12 protein-coding genes are annotated in these 18,390 nt (G+C 42.4%); 4 read left to right on the forward strand and 8 right to left on the reverse strand.

Annotated elements, in window-relative coordinates; translation table 11 throughout:
• Positions 1-34 precede the first annotated feature (34 nt).
• Together J8L84_RS16015 and J8L84_RS16020 are read left to right on the forward strand one after the other, a co-directional pair.
• Positions 35-835 carry an SHOCT domain-containing protein gene (locus J8L84_RS16015; protein WP_211071559.1) on the forward strand — a complete coding sequence of 267 codons (801 nt, stop codon included), beginning with the start codon at positions 35-37 and terminating at the stop codon, positions 833-835.
• A gap of 151 nt (positions 836-986) precedes the next feature.
• On the forward strand, positions 987-1,646 hold the full coding sequence (locus tag J8L84_RS16020) for a response regulator transcription factor (protein ID WP_211071560.1): 660 nt from the start codon (positions 987-989) through the stop codon (positions 1,644-1,646).
• 53 nt (positions 1,647-1,699) lie between these two features.
• Here the strand turns inward: J8L84_RS16020 and J8L84_RS16025 are convergent, their stop codons facing one another.
• From J8L84_RS16025 to J8L84_RS16055, 7 genes are all read right to left on the reverse strand, one after another.
• Positions 1,700-4,243: a PAS domain-containing hybrid sensor histidine kinase/response regulator gene (locus tag J8L84_RS16025; RefSeq protein WP_247670823.1), complete on the reverse strand. Its 2,544-nt coding sequence runs from the start codon at positions 4,241-4,243 to the stop codon at positions 1,700-1,702.
• The gene (nosP, locus tag J8L84_RS16030) at positions 4,230-5,405 is read right to left on the reverse strand and encodes a nitric oxide-sensing protein NosP (RefSeq protein WP_211071561.1); all 1,176 of its coding nucleotides are present in this window, start codon (positions 5,403-5,405) and stop codon (positions 4,230-4,232) included. The genes J8L84_RS16025 and nosP overlap by 14 nt, the downstream gene beginning before the upstream one ends.
• The gene (locus tag J8L84_RS16035) at positions 5,371-7,461 is read right to left on the reverse strand and encodes a 4Fe-4S binding protein (protein ID WP_211071562.1); all 2,091 of its coding nucleotides are present in this window, start codon (positions 7,459-7,461) and stop codon (positions 5,371-5,373) included. Before J8L84_RS16035 ends, nosP begins: the two co-directional genes overlap by 35 nt.
• 39 nt (positions 7,462-7,500) lie before the next feature.
• Positions 7,501-9,018, reverse strand: a complete 1,518-nt coding sequence (locus tag J8L84_RS16040; protein WP_211071563.1) for an aldehyde dehydrogenase family protein — start codon at positions 9,016-9,018, stop codon at positions 7,501-7,503.
• A gap of 143 nt (positions 9,019-9,161) precedes the next feature.
• Positions 9,162-9,791 carry a response regulator transcription factor gene (locus J8L84_RS16045; RefSeq protein ID WP_211071564.1) on the reverse strand — a complete coding sequence of 210 codons (630 nt, stop codon included), beginning with the start codon at positions 9,789-9,791 and terminating at the stop codon, positions 9,162-9,164.
• Complete coding sequence (locus J8L84_RS16050; protein WP_211071565.1) at positions 9,788-11,029, reverse strand: sensor histidine kinase; 1,242 nt, start codon at positions 11,027-11,029, stop codon at positions 9,788-9,790. Before J8L84_RS16050 ends, J8L84_RS16045 begins: the two co-directional genes overlap by 4 nt.
• 171 nt (positions 11,030-11,200) lie before the next feature.
• Complete coding sequence (locus J8L84_RS16055; RefSeq protein WP_211071566.1) at positions 11,201-12,025, reverse strand: alpha/beta hydrolase; 825 nt, start codon at positions 12,023-12,025, stop codon at positions 11,201-11,203.
• A 687-nt stretch (positions 12,026-12,712) separates the two neighbouring features.
• On the opposite strand from J8L84_RS16055, the gene J8L84_RS16060 reads away from it, so the two are divergent.
• Both J8L84_RS16060 and J8L84_RS16065 read left to right on the forward strand, forming a co-directional pair.
• A complete protein-coding gene (locus J8L84_RS16060; protein ID WP_211071567.1) occupies positions 12,713-13,444 on the forward strand; it encodes a FadR/GntR family transcriptional regulator in 732 nt (243 codons plus the stop codon).
• A gap of 239 nt (positions 13,445-13,683) precedes the next feature.
• Complete coding sequence (locus J8L84_RS16065; RefSeq protein ID WP_348771844.1) at positions 13,684-15,147, forward strand: polysaccharide lyase family 7 protein; 1,464 nt, start codon at positions 13,684-13,686, stop codon at positions 15,145-15,147.
• 161 nt (positions 15,148-15,308) lie between these two features.
• Here J8L84_RS16065 and J8L84_RS16070 read toward each other — a convergent pair whose 3' ends face one another.
• Complete coding sequence (locus J8L84_RS16070) at positions 15,309-18,341, reverse strand: TonB-dependent receptor (protein WP_211071568.1); 3,033 nt, start codon at positions 18,339-18,341, stop codon at positions 15,309-15,311.
• Positions 18,342-18,390 lie beyond the last annotated feature (49 nt).

Genomic DNA, 18,390 nt, shown 5'->3' on the forward strand with positions numbered 1-18,390 from the left:
TTTTATAGCACTCAAATTTGCAGGGTAATAAACAATGACTAAATTAATGCCAAAAATCCTGTTAGCTATTATTTTTATGATTTTCGCCACGCCATCATTTTCATCAAGTACGATTTTGTGGCGTGGTGATAAAAACACAGAAATAAAAATACAAGATAATAATGTTGAAGAAAAATATTTAAACGGTGGAAACAATAGCCAACCCGTAGTATTAAATGAAAAAAATGTATTAAGCTTTTTATCAAGTATAAGAGTGGTAAAAAATAAGAATACTACTGAGCCCCTTTTTACGAAAGAACAACAAAGTCAACTTGCAAAATATTTATCGATAGGCTTACAAAAGGCAGGCCCTCACCAAGATATTGTATTTTCTATGGCAAAAGAAAGCAGAACCCTAGGAGGGTTAAAAAAACAAACTTACTATATTGCGGGTAGAGCATTTTACAACAATGCGCTACTCAACATTATTATTGGTGAGTACAACCGTTTAGCTAACAGTGCCTATGAAATGGCTTACGATCCCACCAACCAAGGTCTGGTTGAATACGACTTTAATTACGGTGACCGAGCTGCGTCTAAATTTCCATTTAGCGAAAAATTACAATTCACTTTTTCGGGTGTAACCATGAAGCCTGATAGAACTGATTGGATGACGGTAAACCTAGAAGAGTTGAAGAAAACGACATCCTCATCAAAGACCCTTAAGGAAGTTTTAAAACCCAATGAAGATACACTTATAAAAAGATTTAAAACCCTTGAAAAGCTTAGAAAAGAGGGGCTAATTACCCAGGAAGAGTATCAACAAAAGCGTAAAGTACTTTTAGGGAATTTATGATGATTTTTAAGGCTTTTTTATTATAAGACTTCGGTCGTATTCGCTTGCTCACATTGTAACTATTTTGTTAAAATAAATTTAACAAACATGCGTCAAGTTACGTATTGTGTGAGTGCATTTGGGTACTTGCTAAGCCGAGGGTAGTAATAGTATGCAAAGAATTCTTATTATTGACGATCACCCCATTTTTCGTCACGCCATGGTGACGATATTGGGTAAGAAATTTCCTGAGTCTCAGACCCTTGAAGCCAACTCTCTATCTGAAGCACTTGAGTTACTTGAAGCTGATTCTGCTTTCGATCTTGTAATGCTTGATTTAAATATGCCAGAAACCTGCGGGCTTAATGGTTTACTTGAAATTAGGAACCAACATCCTAACCTTCCTGTTGTTATCATCTCGGCGGAAACCGAGAAACATAACATTCTTCAAACCATCTCTTATGGTGCAGTCGGGTTTATATCAAAGAGTAGTAAAATCGAAGAGATTGCAACGTCAGTCGAATCTATCTTTGAAGGCAACGTGTGCCTTCCATCTGAAATCTTGCGTACGTCATCAGTCCGAAATCGCGTAAAAAAAGAAGATGCTATTTCGCTTGATCAAATTCGTTCATTAACCAGAAAAGAATTGGCGGTTTTGAAGTATTTAACCCAAGGGCTAGCAAATAAAGTTATTGCTTATGAGCTAAATATTTCAGAAACAACCGTGAAATCGCATGTATCATCGATTTTGAAAAAATTAGGAGCAAGCAATCGAGTCAAAGTAGTGGCCAGCGCTGCTAATATCGATTTTAACCAGTACGTATTCAACTAATACGTACTATGCCTTCATGCCACTTGTCTATTGGCTTAAGTAAATAGCACGTATTATGAAACAGACGATTTTAGTGCTTGTTTTAAGCGTGCTGAATTAATGGGTTTGTGTAACAACTGTATGCTTGTCCCTTCTAACTCGTTTTCTAGCGCTTTTGAGTGATTAGCCGTGCACAACATGATGGGCATAGAAGGCAATGTTTGCTTAATTTGCTTCGCTATTTCCAAGCCGTTCTCTCCGTCATCCAAATGATAATCGACGATAAGTAAATCACAGTCATCAAAGCAGTTGTCCATCACCGCCATGCATTGCGCGAAACCAGAAAATGTAACCACTTCCATTCCCCAGTTTTCAAATAGCGTTTGCATTGCTATACGCATATTAGTGTCGTTGTCGATATGCCATATTTGCTTATCTAGAAGGTTATCAGGCAAATTATACTGGGGTATAGCATCGAACGTAGCCTCGTGCTCAACTTCCTGAACAGATGCTAGGGGCACCGATAAAGTAAAACAAGACCCTACCCCTTGCGTAGATGAAACGCTGATGTCGTGCTCAAGTAGCCGACTCATTTTATCTACAATGTAAAGCCCAAGTCCTAAACTATAAGAGTAGTTAAAGTCATTTTCCAAACGGCTAAATTCTTTGAAGATTACCGTTTGATCTGCTTGGCTTATTCCTACGCCTTGGTCAAATATACTAATACGAAGATGACTACCCATCGTCCTAGCCGCAAAAAGCACTTTCCCTTTTGCACCGTACTTCATCGCATTACTCAGTAAGTTACGTAAAATTCGGGATAGTAAGCTTACGTCTGTATGAACAATAGCGTCTTGAAATTTGTAGCGAAAATTTACCTGGTAGTCGTGGCTAATGTGGCTGAACTCCTCGGCTAACTGCGTTAGCAACGGAAGCGCATTCTCGCGCTGTTTATCAGGCTGCACTACGCCCGCATCTAACTTCGAGGTTTCAATCAATGTACGTATTAGACTGTTCAAATCAGACAGCGAGTTATCTAATGCACTCACAATTGGGCCCGCCGAGGCTTGCACTTGATCTCGTAACGACTCATTGAACAAAATTGCTGCACTTAAGGGCTGCATTAAGTCGTGACTGATCGCCGCTAAAAACTTGCTCTTAGAATTCATTGCATCTTGCAGTGCGATATTTGCGTGGTGGAGTTCGCGGGTACGTTTTTCAACATTTGACTCCAGCTGATCTTTCGCGGCCTGCAGTTGCTGCTTACTTCTTACCTGTTCCGACACATCAGTCGCTAAAACAAAGTGCCCTTCTATTTCGTGCTTATCGTTAAAATGCGGCAAATAGACTTTTTGTAAGAAACCCGTTTCGCCCTGAGCATTGGTTTCTTCACTTTGAAACGTGACAACTTCTCCTCTATTCACTCTTTCAACATAAGGCATCAGGTGAGGGTAAACATGTTTAAGATGACTTTGCTCCATCGCTACGCCATACAAAGGTTCTGCGCCTAATCCATACCAATCTCGATAACCCTTATTGGTATATAGAAAGTGTTTATCGGTACCGATATAGGCGATAAGTGCGGGCACATTATCGGTAATCATGCGGATCCAGCTTTCGTTCTGCTTTAAGGTTTCCGCATACTGATGCTGGGACGTTACATTAGTAAAGGTGCACAGGGTGTTACCATCGGGCAGCATCGTAATACGTCTATCAACTACCAAGTTTTCGTTGATGATTTGGGTGGTATCCCCCGTTTTCTCAAGGTTTAACCCGCTCCAGTCAGTATGCATTTGCAGGGAATATATGTTCTTGCAATCGAACATTGTCTGCTTTGACAAATTAGATTGGGTTAAAAACGTATCGTTCCAAAAGGCAACGCCGCCCTCTTGGTTAATAAGTAATATACCAACATCAACACTATCAATGAGGCTTTGCAGCAGTTTATTTTTCTCTTTGATGACCTGCTCATACCGGTTCGACTCATTGAGCTTCACTTCGGTAATATCATTAAACAAGATAACTTTGCCGCCTTCTTGGGTGCGGCGTATAGTAAGTTGATACCACCGGCTATTAGACAGCTGATAGATAACCCGGCCTTCTGAATCAGGAGGAAGTACGCGACGGATCACTCCCAAATGCTTCGCGTGTTGAGTAATATCGTAATAATTATCGCCAATTTGAGGCGTAATGGTCAGATTATCCCACACGGTGCCGAAATGACGATTAAAATAGATAACTGCACCTTTGCTATCTAATAACACCATGGCTTGATTAATACTTTCGATGGCATCATTTAAGCGCTGCTTTAACTGGTTGGTCTCTTGATGCGCTCGCGCTATTTCAGCATTCGATTTTTCTAATTTCTGCAAAACAACTTGCAAGGCTTCGGTTTTTTCATTTACCTTTTCAGATAACTGCACTGCATGCTCGAAAGCTCGATAACTATGATGGTCGAATCCCCCCTCTTCAATACGGTACATAAGCGCCGCATTAATTTTTTCCAGCTTTTCATTTTCATCAACTTGGCGTGTGAGTTCGCGACGAAGCCTCTCTAGTTCAGTTTCCTCGTGCGCCTTGTTTACTTCAGTCTCGATGTGCGACTCAGTTTTTAGCAAAATACACCCCCGTGAAGGTCTGGTTTAAATGCACCGAATGTATATGTTCACCATAAGCATTAAACCCAGCTACTTGATATTTATTTTGTAGCCGCTGAATTTCAGCCGTTTTTTTATTTTGCTCTATTTCTAAGCGCCGCAAAAAGCAATCACACGTATACACAAACTCGGCTTCCCCCAGTTCCTCGCTAAGGGTTTCTAACTTTTGCTCCATAGCATCAATACAGTCACCAAGCTGCACAAAGGTAAGAATGATGCCGATATCTACCGCACAGTAAAAAGTAATAGCGTTGGTGGCTAAATCGACTTTTTGTATCGATCGGATAAAATACCTATCCCCTACCAGTACCGCCAATGGAAATACTGAAAACACATCAGGGGTTAAATCAGCAGCCTTTAGCCCAAGTAAACTCGCATAGTATTGCGCAGCTGGTTCGCCGTTAATCTCGTAAACCGTACGAGATTCAGGATCTGCCTTGGTGACCACCAGCTTAGATACTGGCGAGTCGATATGATCAACTGAAAAAACAGAGAAAGGTTTACCGGTTCCCACCAACATTAATACCGCGGCATTCTGGTGAAACTCACCTTGATAAAAAACATAGGTCGCTTCAAGTTTTAAATCATCGCCGGCACTTCCTCCTAAATGAGGAATATTGCCAAACGCGGTAGCGAACGTCTCAAGGAAATGCTCCTCGTGGCGGGTAAGCCCGTCTAAAACAGAGATTACAAAATGTTGATTGGTATCGTATCGTTTGTCTCTTGCCTGCAAGGTATTACGCAGCCCACTTGCCGTATCGTGGGCTTCGTCGAAATTAATTTCATCTAAATTTGAAACTAGCGCGGTAGCTATGGAAAATTCGCATTTTAGAAAAGCCACAACAACTAGGCTTTCAGTACAGTACCCGTTTTTATTAAACTCTCCTGCGCTAGTGCAACCTACTGTGGGCACATTGGCAAACAGCGATGTCATTTGCTTCGCAACTTCATCTAAATCAAAGGATGTGGATGTATGGAAAAGTACCAGCTCTATTTCATCTAGTGCTGCTTTAGATAATATTTCACTGGCCACATCGTGACACGCATCTGTCGCTAAGTAGGCGGCATGCCCAGACTGGCTTGCGGGTTTACTCAGCGCGGACAGGATGGAAGTTTTTGACACGTGTTGGCACCTTATTTTTCTTATATTTATCAATTTTGCATAGATTGGGATTATCTAGCGTTACGACACACTCAAAGCACTGTACGCATTCTGCATAATCAATGCTGCCATCTGACTCGATGGCATCTACGCCGCACTTTTTCTGCTTACACAGTTGGCAAGGGCTACCACATTCTTTACGCCGTTCTAAAAGCTTCACGATAGGAAAGCGCCCTAAAATCGCTAAACCGGCACCTAATGGGCAAAGGTAGCGACAATAGACTTTGTGAATTTTTAAGCTTAATCCTAAAAGTAAAAGTGCATAAAGTACGAACGGCCAGTAGCGTACAAAATGGAGCGTAATTGAGGTTTTAAACGGCTCAACCTCGGCCAGCTTCTCGGCCAATGTCAGTGAGTAAAACGACGTTGCAACCAAGCCAACAAGCACTACATACTTAAGTTTTTGTGCATATTTATGGTGTTTTGGCTTTATTCGAATCTGCCTTATTTTTAACTTTTGTGCAACAACAGCCATGATTTCCTGAAGCGCCCCAAAGGGGCATAACCAGCCGCAATAAAGCCCGCGCCCCACAATAAATAACGACACAAATACAAAGCACCACAACACAAAGATGACAGGGTCGAGCAAATAGACTTCAATAGAAAAACCATCCGCTAAATCGAGTAACAAAGTATAGATATTGACGACCGACAATTGCCCTTGTGCGTAGATGCCAATAAAGAACAAGACAAACAGCAGTGATGCCCCTCTGACTACATGCACCATGCGCGTGTATTTCATTAGCTTTCGCTGGAAACCAAAGAACAATGACAGCGCAATTAAGTAAACAATTGTAATACTGAGCGCCAGCCACCTGCTTTGCCACAATTGCTGCCAAAGGGGCACAGCAGCACTTTGCTGTGCATCGGGATTTTCCATAAATAGCACGTCAGGTAATAAAAACGTGTGGTTAAACAGGTGCTCATCTAGCTCCATAAATCGAGGGCTAAAGGGCAAGCTAATGGAGGCTGTCATTTCCTGGTCAAGTGACAGCCCACCTTGTGATTTAATTCTTAGCACCTTTATGTCGGTAAATTCAGGTAACGGTTGGGCAAAGCGAGGATCGTAAAAACTATAAAAATCTAAATCCCTTGCATCAATCGTAAATGCAGATTGCGATAGGCGAAAAAATTCCGGTGCAGTTTGGGGAATAAATTCATCACTGACAAAACTAAAGCCTTGAGTATTCATTACTAACATGGCTACTTCGCCAGGCTTTAAGCTTTCTTGAAGCCTGAGGTATTCATCTTCACTGAGCAGGTTTTTGCCCACGATAGGTAAACTAAGAAAACCATAATAGTGCTCAGAGAATAAGGGCGTTTCGGGATCGGCAACGCTATTAGCAGCATCGATAATTTCAGTAGCAAGGCCCTCCATTTCAGAACGGTAAATGGTTTGTTTTTGAATATAGCCGGCGTTTACAAGCTGTTCAAAGGTTAGCGCTTCAAAAAATTCGGGGTTAATAATTCGCGTACTGGGCAATACAAAACCATCTAGTTTAGCCCGTGCTACCGCCAACGCCGATGTCACGATAGTATCGTTAATAACCAGTACCGATACCGTGGCTTTGGTCACACCATCAAAGTAAGTCGCATTCTTGCCTACATGGCTTTTGCCTCCAACGACGAAACGTTCTTTCACGTTGTGGCTTTTATATTGAGCGATAAAATCTCTTAACGACTGTTCCCCTAACCCATGTAAAAAGATGGGCTCACTGTGTTTTTTAATGGCTAAGTCAGCAAAATTGCCTTGGGTATCTAGTCCAATTAATACATTGACGGGCTTACCGGAAAATCCAATAAAATCGACGAAATCTTTCGATTCGAATACGTACCCTAGCAATTGCTGCAATTGATAAACCGGTATTACATTAATGTCTGTGTGCGCTGCGCCTACTCGGGTAGCGTTAGGAAACAATTGATGTACCTCTTGAGGGATCTCAGTTGCGTCAGATTGCGCAAAGGCTAGCGAGATAGAGGTTATCGTAAAACAAAGAAACAGGAGCGACTTCAACATAAAGACATAGGCAGCACATATGTGCTGCCCTCCCCTTAATTAAAAGAAACCAAGTGGATTAATGTCGTAGCTCACCAACAAGTTTTTAGTCTGTTGATAATGATCCATCATCATCTTGTGCGTTTCACGGCCGATCCCAGACTTTTTATATCCACCGAAAGCAGCATGCGCTGGGTAAAGGTGATAACAGTTTGTCCATACGCGCCCCGCTTCAATAGCTCTACCTACTCTAAAAGCAATATTCGCGTCGCGGCTCCAAAGCCCAGCGCCTAGTCCAAAGCTGGTATTGTTAGCAATTTCAATAGCTTCTTCTTCGGTTTTAAAAGTTTGCACTGCGATAACTGGGCCAAAAATTTCTTCTTGGAACACACGCATTTGGTTGTGCCCTTTTAAAATAGTAGGCTGAATGTAGTAACCTTTATCTAAACCGGGTAATTGTTCTTTTTCACCACCAGTAACAACTTCGGCCCCTTCAGATTTACCAATATCAATGTACTTCAGGATTTTATCGAACTGTTCACTAGACGCTTGCGCGCCGACCATAGTTTCTGTATCAAGTGGGTTTCCACGTTTAATCTTGTGGATTTTTTCAATCACCTTATCCATGAACGCATCGTAGATATCCTCATGAATAACCGCTCGAGATGGGCAGGTACACACTTCACCTTGGTTGAAGTAACCAAGTACTAAACCTTCTGCACATTTATCAATGAACTCAGGCTCATGATCCATAATGTCTGGGAAGAACAGGTTCGGTGACTTACCGCCAAGTTCAACCGTAGACGGTATAAGGTTTTCAGCGGCGCAACGTAGAATATGTTCACCCACTGGGGTGGAACCCGTGAAGGCGATTTTGGCAATTCGGGTACTTGTGGCAAGCGCTTGGCCTGCTTCTGCACCAAACCCATTTACAATATTGAGTACGCCCGGCGGTAGTAAGTCTTGAATAAGTTCAGCAAAGACCAAGATAGACACTGGCGTTTGTTCTGCGGGTTTTAACACCACAACATTACCCGTTACGATAGCCGGCGCAAGTTTCCACGCCGCCATAAGGAGTGGGAAGTTCCATGGAATGATTTGACCGACGACACCGTATGGTTCGTGGAAGTGATAAGCCACTGTGTTCTTATCTATTTCGCCGATAGTACCTTCTTGGCTGCGTATACAACCAGCATAATAGCGGAAATGGTCAGCAGCCAATGGAACGTCGGCGTTCAGGGTTTCACGCACGGCCTTACCGTTATCCCATGTTTCCGCTACCGCAAGCATTTCAAGATTAGCTTCAATACGATCGGCTATTTTTAACAAAATATTTGAGCGTTCAGCGACTGACGTATCCGCCCACCCTTTTTTGGCAGCATGAGCAGCATCAATGGCCAGCTCGATATCTTCAGCAGTAGAACGTGGGATTTGTGCTATATCACTGCCATCTACAGGCGACGTAGTAATAAAGTATTCACCTTTAACCGGCGCAACCCATTCACCGCCGATAAAATTACCATAACTTTCTTTGAAACTGACTACTGAACCTTCACTTCCTGGATTTGCGTAAATCATAATGACACCTTTTTTGAATGCTTAGCGCGTTAACACGCTGCTAGTTCTCGTTTACTGTGTCATTTGATAATCGTACTTTTACGGCCAATCCACCATAATGCGATAGGCCGATTTGGCTCCTACTTTAGGAGGGGAAAGGAAGTCTATGTCTTGCCAATATAGCCATGCTTAGTGGCAAGCTCAGTAAATTTTGAAGGGGTTGTATTTAACTTTCGCTTTATCACTGTTAGCGCGTTTGACACTGTTTTCGAAGATAAGGCTAATTCATTGGCAATATCAAAACGGGTTTTCCCCATCGCGGTTGCCATGAAGATTTCGAACTCCCGCTTCGTCAGTTTTGCAGCAATATCAACTTCGGCATTTAACAGCTGATTAGCCAAATTTACCGCCAATGAACGTTCTATGTATTTTTGCCCTTTAGCAACCACTTTTATGGCTGATATAAGTGTATCTGGCGGGCTACTTTTACTGATATACCCCATAGCCCCCGTTTGCATGGCGCGCTGTAAAATGGCGCAATCTTCAAACATACTGAAAAAAATGATTTTCAAACTAGGCTGTTCATTTAAAAAGTCAGCGGCTAATAACAAACCACTCTCTTTCGCAAGATTAATATCCAGAACCAAGGTGTCGATAGTATGCATTCTAAGTAAGTGATGAGTTTGCTGGCCATCAGCGGCTTCTAAAACCGTATATTCAGGCAACATGGCGTTTAGCAGTGCTTTATAGCCTTCTCTTACTACTGCGTGGTCGTCTACAAGCAAGATATTCATGCCACGTCAACCCGACGCAAACTTTCAGTGCCCAATAAACACAAGGACAACTGAACCCTTACACCGCCTTCTTTGTGTGATTTTACCGCGCAGATAGCGCCAATACACCTAGCTCTACTGTGCATAGATGACATACCAATACTTTCAACGGCTTTCCCGTCAAACCCTTTGCCATCATCTCGAATATTGATAGTAAGCCCTTGCTTGTCACCGGCTATGTGCACCCATACTTTTGACGCATCAGCATGTTTTACCACATTATTAATAGCTTCCTGAACAAAGCGATAAATATGAATATCTCGCTCATGCTCTTGGGCAAATTTATTCAAATTGATAGACACTTGCCATTCTATTTGAGGGTGGGCTAACTCTTGTTCGAATACCAGTTTTTCAAGAGATTGCTGTAACGATACCCTATCTAATACTAACGGGTGAAGATGGGCAGTTAAGTGGCGAATGGCGTCACTAATTTGCTGGCTCATGGTCTGCACTTTTTGAGCCGACAACTCAAGTACACTGGGCTCATGTGAATTCACTAAAATATAGGCGTGGGCTTTAATGGTGGTAAGTAGCTGCCCCACATTATCGTGTAACTCTCTCGCCAGATAGCTTCTTTCTTGTTCCTGTAACAGTGCGAGTTTTTTATCTATTTTAACTAACTGCCTTTCTTTATCTTGTAGTGAGTCTTGTAAACGTTGGAATTGCCCAATAACACGCTTTACTTCTTTGATATCACTGTCTTCAATATCATTCGTTGTTTCGCCATCTACAAGTTGTTGCAAAGCGTCACCTAATTGATTTAAGGGCTTCAATCGCTGCGTTACGGCAACCTTAAGCGTAAATAGCAACACGCTTAGCGTTGTAAAAAACAACGCGGCCACTAGCCAAAATAGGTTCATATTTTGCACCAACTCGGCAGTATCGTGGGCTCTTACCACCAAATATTGGTTTTCATGGATGGGAATATAGATAGGTTGATTGTCAGAATGATAATTAGTAGGCATGGATAACCGACCAGTAAAGCCTGTTACCGATAAATGCGGGCTTTGCTCTGCCACTGCTTTAATATCGTTAGCATTCATATTCGCTTTGAGCATCTCTTGCACTTGGTTTAGCGCACTTGATGTTTCATCATTTATATTTTGACGAATTTGGAAATAGACCGAACAAGAAAAGACAACAAAACACACGATAAAGACGGCCACGATGGCACTGGATATTTTCTTAAATCCCGACATGGCAACACCATAAACACAAAATAGACGTGTTTATGCTAACCATTCATCGTTAACAAACACATCCTGCAATAGCGCTGTTTTATTCATTCAAAAGGAGGAGAAGATAGTGGCGGCTAACAAGATAGTTACCCATATTACCGATGTTAAGCCGCCAGAAGTACTTTAGTAAAGTTACAAGAACGCTACAAGTGACTCTGACACAGATTCAGGTTGCTCATCAGTAACCCAGTGTGCCGCGCCTTCAATCCATTTGATTGACGAATCAGGGATGGTATCCGCTAAGATTGGTGCATATTTCGGTTTCTGAAACTCGTCCTTATCACCCCACAGAATCAGTGTTTCATGGGGAAGGTTATGCAATGCACCCACTATGGCTTCGGTATATTCTTTGTTAAGCCTACGCATATTTCGGAAAAAGGCAGACTTCCCTTTCTCATTACTCCACGGCGTAATGTATAACTCTATCATCTCATCAACCGGCACCTTGTCTCCGTAAACGCCGTTTGGAATGAAATCTTCAAGAATACCGCTAAATTTTTCCACACTCGTGCTTTCTTCGAAGCCAGGCTCTAGCATGGGTTCAAATTCGGGAATGGGCCAAGAGTCGAAACAAACGCTGTCAATTAACACTAGCTTGTTTACCTTTTCAGGAGCGTTCACAGCCATCAATTGTGCTATACCACCGCCAATGTCATGCGCCACCACGTGTGCGCTAGCTATACCCAGTGCATCCATCAACTTTAAAATGATTCGACATTGCGCGTTAATGGATACATCCACATCGGTTGGCATGTCAGACTCACCGTAATTGAGAAGATCGGGGGCAATCACCCTGTGTGTCTGACTAAGAGTTGGAATTACATTGCGCCAAAGAAATTTATTAGTCGGTATGCCATGCAAAAGCAACACTGGCACTCCTTCACCAACATCCTGATAGGCAATATTATGACCTTCAATTTTAGCGTATTGCGTTTCAACAACCGTATTAGTACTCATTAAACCCTCCTAGTTTGTCTGCCATCGCTAATCTGCAAAAAAAGACAAGTTTGCGTCTCTCATCTTGTTTTGCTCACATAATTAGTACCAATGCCTATGAGCGAGAGATCAAAAGTGATTGGTTCTTCGACCTGCAACTACGCTTACAAACTTTTAGTGTCTAGGGGGAAATTGATTAGTAAGTATGTATGTTGTATTTGGAAACCGGGTTCGAAGTTTTATTATGAATAATCAATTATGTTAATACTGAACAGATGAAACCAGTGAAAAATGAACATCAAATGTTAACCAATTGATAATTTAAAGCGCAAAAAAACACCCCAAATTGTTGACCAATACACTCTATATGCTATAACTAATAGAAGATAAAATCCTTCAAACCCTTAGTTTTTGAGCACCTTCAGCTGTAAATAGCATAATTTCAATCTCGTTGGTGCACATAAATATATGATTTGATAAGCCTCTTTTAACAAATACTTCTGTATTTGTAGAATAAGACGTAGAATATCCTAAATTGATTGTTTTAAATGGTAGGTTTTGTTAGCGGATTTAGCAGAACAAACGCAGCTAGGCACCGGTATGCTTGAACCTTTTAAAGCAATTGAATTGTGTTGAACAATAAGTACAATTTAACCGATTAAGTTGTATCTGTTTGTACCTAATTATTGCAGTTATAAGGTTTAGTTGATGAAAAATCGTCGCATGTTCTGGCATATCGTTGAAAAAATAGAAGCGCAAATTGACGCTGGCCGATATCCCCCTGGAAGTCGCTTGCCGCCAGAAAGAGAACTTGCCGAAAATTTCGACGTCAGCAGACCAACCATCAGAGAAGCCATTATTGCACTTGAGGTGCGAGGCCGCGTGGAAGTTAAAGTAAGTTCTGGTGTGTATGTGCTAGACAATCAGCCTCAACAAAGTGAAGTGCAACGTATTAGTGCTTTTGAGCTTACACAAGCCCGCGCGCTGGTAGAGGGCGAAGCGGCGGCACTGGCGGCGCTTTCAATAACCGATGAAGAGCTTAATAGTCTTAACGACACCCTTATTGCGATGGAAAATGACGACGAGCCGGAAAAAGCCGATAGAGAATTCCACTCTATTATCGCCAAGGCTACTCGCAATAACGCATTGCTATTGTCTATTCAACATTATTGGAAGTTAAGAGAGTCTCAGCCTCAAATCATATCGTCGTACAAAAGCGTTTGCAGCTCCAGTAGTCAAGACCGGCTAGAAGAGCACAAGCGTATATTTATGGCGTTAAAATCACGTGATTCACAAAGTGCGCGAACCGCTATGCATGGACACTTTAATCGATTGATTAATGCTTTATTTGAAGCTTCAGAGGCCAAAGCCTTGGAAGAAATCAAAAAGAAATCAAGCGAAACCCGAGACAGATACTCTATTACTCATTTAGTCGGTTAAGCCGACAGCTAGACCTATCACTTAATATTAAGCCGCTTAATTCACCTTAAGCGGTTTTTTTATGTCTGTACACCCCCCCTCTAGAAGATATTCAGTAACAAAAACCTTCACTCCAGCAGACTTACCAAAGTGTAAGAATAATAAATAATTTTGGTATGACATAAGTGTTGGATAAAACTATCCACGCCCTTATACTTGAAACTTATTAATTACATTGCGTTTACATTAAGGAGTGCGCTGTGTTTTCTCAAAAAGTACTGACCAATCAATCTTACCTTTCCCTTTTTACGAGTTCATTACTCGTTCCACTACTGCTAACCGGCTGTGGTGGCGGTGGAAGCTCCGGCAGTACATCCCCGGTTACAACAACCGCTCCACCTGCTGTTGAAACACCTGTAACTGAAGTTTGCGCTAACAAAATACATACCATAGTCAGTGCAACCGATGATGGCAGTTCGGCAACAGAGTTTTCGCCTGCGAATGCCATCGATGGAAACACCGCTTCAATATCAAGATGGTCTAGCGATGGGGTAGATAAAGCCCTCACGCTCGACTTAGGAACAACTGAAACCGTTGGCGCGCTTACCATAAAGTGGTTTGAAGGCGCTGAACGGGTTGCCAGCTTTTCGGTTGAAACCTCTTTTGATCAGAACACATGGGTTACTGTTCTCACTCAAGCTGAATCGAAAGGTAACCAAAGTGGCTTCGAACTCGTCAATGTCGACTCATCGCAAGCACGCTATGTCAAAATTACTGGGTTAGGTAATAGTGAAAACACCAACAACGGCATTGTTGAAGTACAAGTTCACCGTTGTGAAGACGCCACAGGGCTATTTACCGACGTGTTACCGAGCGAGGTAGGTATTGAACTTGTGGATTGGTATTTAAGTGTTCCAACCGACGATGACAATACTGGAACGTCTGACTCTATCTCGGAAACTGAGCTTGCTGGCGGTTACAGTAACTCAGAGTACTTTTATGCGTCAGATGATAACGGCATTGTTATGCGCTCACCAAGCTATGGCTTTAAAACCTCAACAAACACCAACTATGTACGGGTCGAATTGCGTGAAATGTTACGAAGAGGCGACCGTGCTATAAGTACACAAGGAGTGAATAAAAATAATTGGGTATTTGGCAGTGCATCCGCAGCAGGGCAAGCAGATGCTGGCGGCGTAGATGGTGATTTACGTGTAACCCTTGCAGTAAACAATGTGACTACCACCGGTGAAAACTATCAAATTGGCCGACTAGTAATAGGTCAAATACATGCCAATGATGATGAGCCAATTCGCTTGTATTATCGCAAGTTACCGGGTAATGAACTTGGTTCAGTGTACTTCGCGCACGAAAGCCGTGTTGAAGACAGTGAAGGCGATAATATTGAAACCTATGTCGAACTCATTGGCTCAAGAAGCAATTCAGCCAGCAATCCTGTTGATGGCATTGCTCTAGATGAGAAATTTAGTTACCACATAAACGTGAACGTAAACTTATTGACCGTGACCATTAGCCGTGAAGGTAAAGCTGATGTTACTGCACACTATGATATGAGTGAAAGTAAGTACGATGAAGACGGTCAATATCACTATTTTAAAGTGGGTGTATACCACTTAAATAACTCAAGCGATCCTGAAGAATTTGCGCAAGCTACATTTTACGAGATTAAAAATAGCCATACAGGTTATGCCCAAAGCGAATGAGCTTTTAAAACACTTTACGCCTTAAGTTTCAGATAAGGTAGAACGTTCTTATTCAAACTACTTAAAACAAAAAAGGCTGCCTGTAACAGGCAGCCTTTTTTCTGGTTGGGTAAAGCCGTAATTACTGCCCTACCCAACTCTCATTTCTACTTACTCAGTTTCTAGTATTTCAAGCTAACGCCAGCGAATAAGCGAGGACCGTAATCGTTCACTTCACCTAGGTTACCTTGTACGTAGTAATCCTGTGATTTAGGCGCACTGAATAGGTTAATGGCTTCAAGTTTCACGCGAACATGCTCGTTAACTTTGTAAGACATACGCGCTTCCCATACACCTACTTCATCTACATAACGTAAACGGGTACCGTTACTAGTGTAAGGTTGGAAGTACTCACTACGATACTTGTAGATAATAGCCGTATCTAAATCGCCAATTTGGTAGTAAACCTGAGTACTGAATACGTGCTCAGAGAAACCTGGTACCGAAGCTGGGTCAACAATACCTGCTGTTAACTGCGTGGTGTTACCGTCTACGTCAGTGATAAAGGTGTCACCATACAAACTGTCTTCAAACTCGAAGTCTGTGTCTGCGTAGTTGTAGCCTATTTTAACACCGATGCCGTTGTCCCAACGGTAAGCGATTGACGCTTCTAAACCAAAAATGTCACTCTCATCATCGGTAGTTACAGAGTTGGTCACTGGAAGTGCAAACTCTTGACCATCAATCACGAAGTTTTCCAATACTGTACGCTGTTGGAATCCACCTTGGAATTGCTTGTAGTATAAGCCAAACGCAAAGATTGAATCTTCGTTAGGATACCATTCGAAAGCAACATCATAGTTCCACGACATAAGCGGCTGTGTATCAGGGTTACCTGAACCGTTTACACCTACTAATAAATCGGCAAGTGACGTTGGCGCTAAGTCATCATCGGTTTGGAACGTACGGCTGTAACCTAAATCAGATGGATCGGCACGTGACATACCACGGTATATACCACCACGAATAAGAATATCATCGCTATAGTCCACAACTAAGTTGAAGCTTGGAAGCACTTCAGTGTAGTCACCGCCACCTTCAATTCTTTCGAGAGAGTCGCCGCTCACTAAGCTAACAACACCTAGCTCGTCAGTAACAACGTCGAATGAGTTTCTAAAGCCTACAGAAGTCACTTCAGTATCAACAATACGTACACCAAAATTACCGCGAATGTACTTATCGAACATTTCAGTGTCGTAACTTGCCATTACGTAGGCAGAGTTAGTCTTCTCAGTGACGTCAATTGTACCGCTGTTTTCATATTCTACGTCTGGGTAACCGAACTCTCCGTTTTGAGAGGCAACCACAGCTTGTGAGAAACATACGTTATCGTATGTAGCCCAAGAAGAACCGCCACCAATTACATTGCCGTCACTATCGACATTTGTAATGAGGTCGCCATCTGACACACCGTCTAAGAAGTCCGATTCAGGAAAGTCTTTCTGACAGCTCTGCAATAACTCAAGTGCATCTGCATTTGCAGTATCTAGCGTAAACTCGTTGCGTGAACCATTACCTTGGCTACCACCATATTGAATGAAGCTCAGTTCAGATGTTCTCAAGCCTGCTTGAACACTGGTGAACACATCGCCACTTAGTGCATATTCAAAATCTAAACGTGCAGACTTAATTTCGTTATCGCGTGTATTTTCTCTATCGATACGAGTACGAAGGCTATCTGTGTAGTTAGAAATATCAGTAACATCGAAGTCACTTACAGTGAAATGAGGAATATATTCGCCCATGTCCCAGCTAAAAGATTGTCTGTCAGCAGTTCTCGCACGGTTGGAGATTTGTAACTCTTCACGTGACGTTTTTGAGTAAGCCAAATCCAATTTAACCGTTAATGCATCAGTCGCGTAGTGCTCGATATTCAAGCCGTAACCACGGTAGTTCTCTTCACGAGAAAATTGCTCGCCTGAAGATTCAATACGATCTTGCCCTTCCCAATGCAGAATACCACCCACATCGTTGGTCACCAATGTAGGACCAGTAAGCCCAGGAATAGCACGTTTTTGTAAGAAGATTAAATCGTGACGTGATTCTTGTTGCGTTCTATCCGACACCTGCGCATCAAAGTTAATATCCCAAGACTCAGAAGGTTGGAACTGAAGCGCTAAGAATAGTGCATCACGTTCATCAGACGTTTCATTTTGACGGTAACTACGGCTGCTTCCAGTCCATGCGTACGGCGTACCATCGCTAACCGCTTTGCCTGTTTCAGGGTCAATGGCCGTATCGTAGCCTTGGTTACTGCTGCCGCTAACTTGGTCTTCACAGTCACCTGCACTACTACGGTAGAAACCTTCGTTAGTGTTAGTTGGGTCGTTCAAACACGCCCACAGTGAAGAACCTGTAGGGCTTGAACTTCTGTATTCTGCTTCTGGCTGACTGATATCTTGACGTTGCAAACCAAAAGAAATACCTAACGCTTGGCCGTTATCAAATTCAAACTGGTCTACGTAACTAAAGGTTCCACGAAAACCTAGATCACCTTGAAGTGAGTTGTCTACGTTACCTTCGTCAGGATTGTAGTTAGTTTTAACTTCACCTTGAATACGTTGCTTGCCGTAATCTAGCGGCTGTACTGTTTCTAGTGAAATAACACCGGCCACACCACCTTCAATCATAGAGGCGTCTTGGGTCTTATAAATAGCCACTTTCTTCACAAGCTCTGAAGGGAACTGTGAGAAGTTTACCGAACGGTCACCACTACCATTTGTCGCCTCACGACCATTGATATGTGTAGCACTCAAAAACGGGCCAAGACCACGAATGGTAATTTCAGTAGCACCACCATTTTCACGGTGAGAAGCTGCACCAGTAATAGACTCTAGTGCTTCACCAATTGAAAGTGCAGGCAATTCACCAATATCTTCTGATGATAAACCATCAACAACCGTTGTTGATTCACGCTTAATAGCAATTTGGTCTTGAATTGTCTTTCGTGTACCAACTACGTCGATAACTTCGACGTCAGCCTGGTCTTCTTCAGTTACATTGGCTTCTTGAGCGTGAAGTGAAAATGCGCTGGTAGTGGCTACACTGGCAATAATTGCCGTACGTACCCACTTGGCCACAGGGCGAAGCGTGAATTCAGCATTCTCCACGTTATCACCGCTCAAGGTTTTACTCTGTTGTATTTTCAACGACATTACGAGATCTCCGTTGTGTCTTTTAATGTGTATAGGGCTGTGTGTGTTG

It is taken from the genome of Alteromonas sp. MMG017, assembly GCF_018100795.1.
Classification (GTDB): domain Bacteria; phylum Pseudomonadota; class Gammaproteobacteria; order Enterobacterales; family Alteromonadaceae; genus Alteromonas.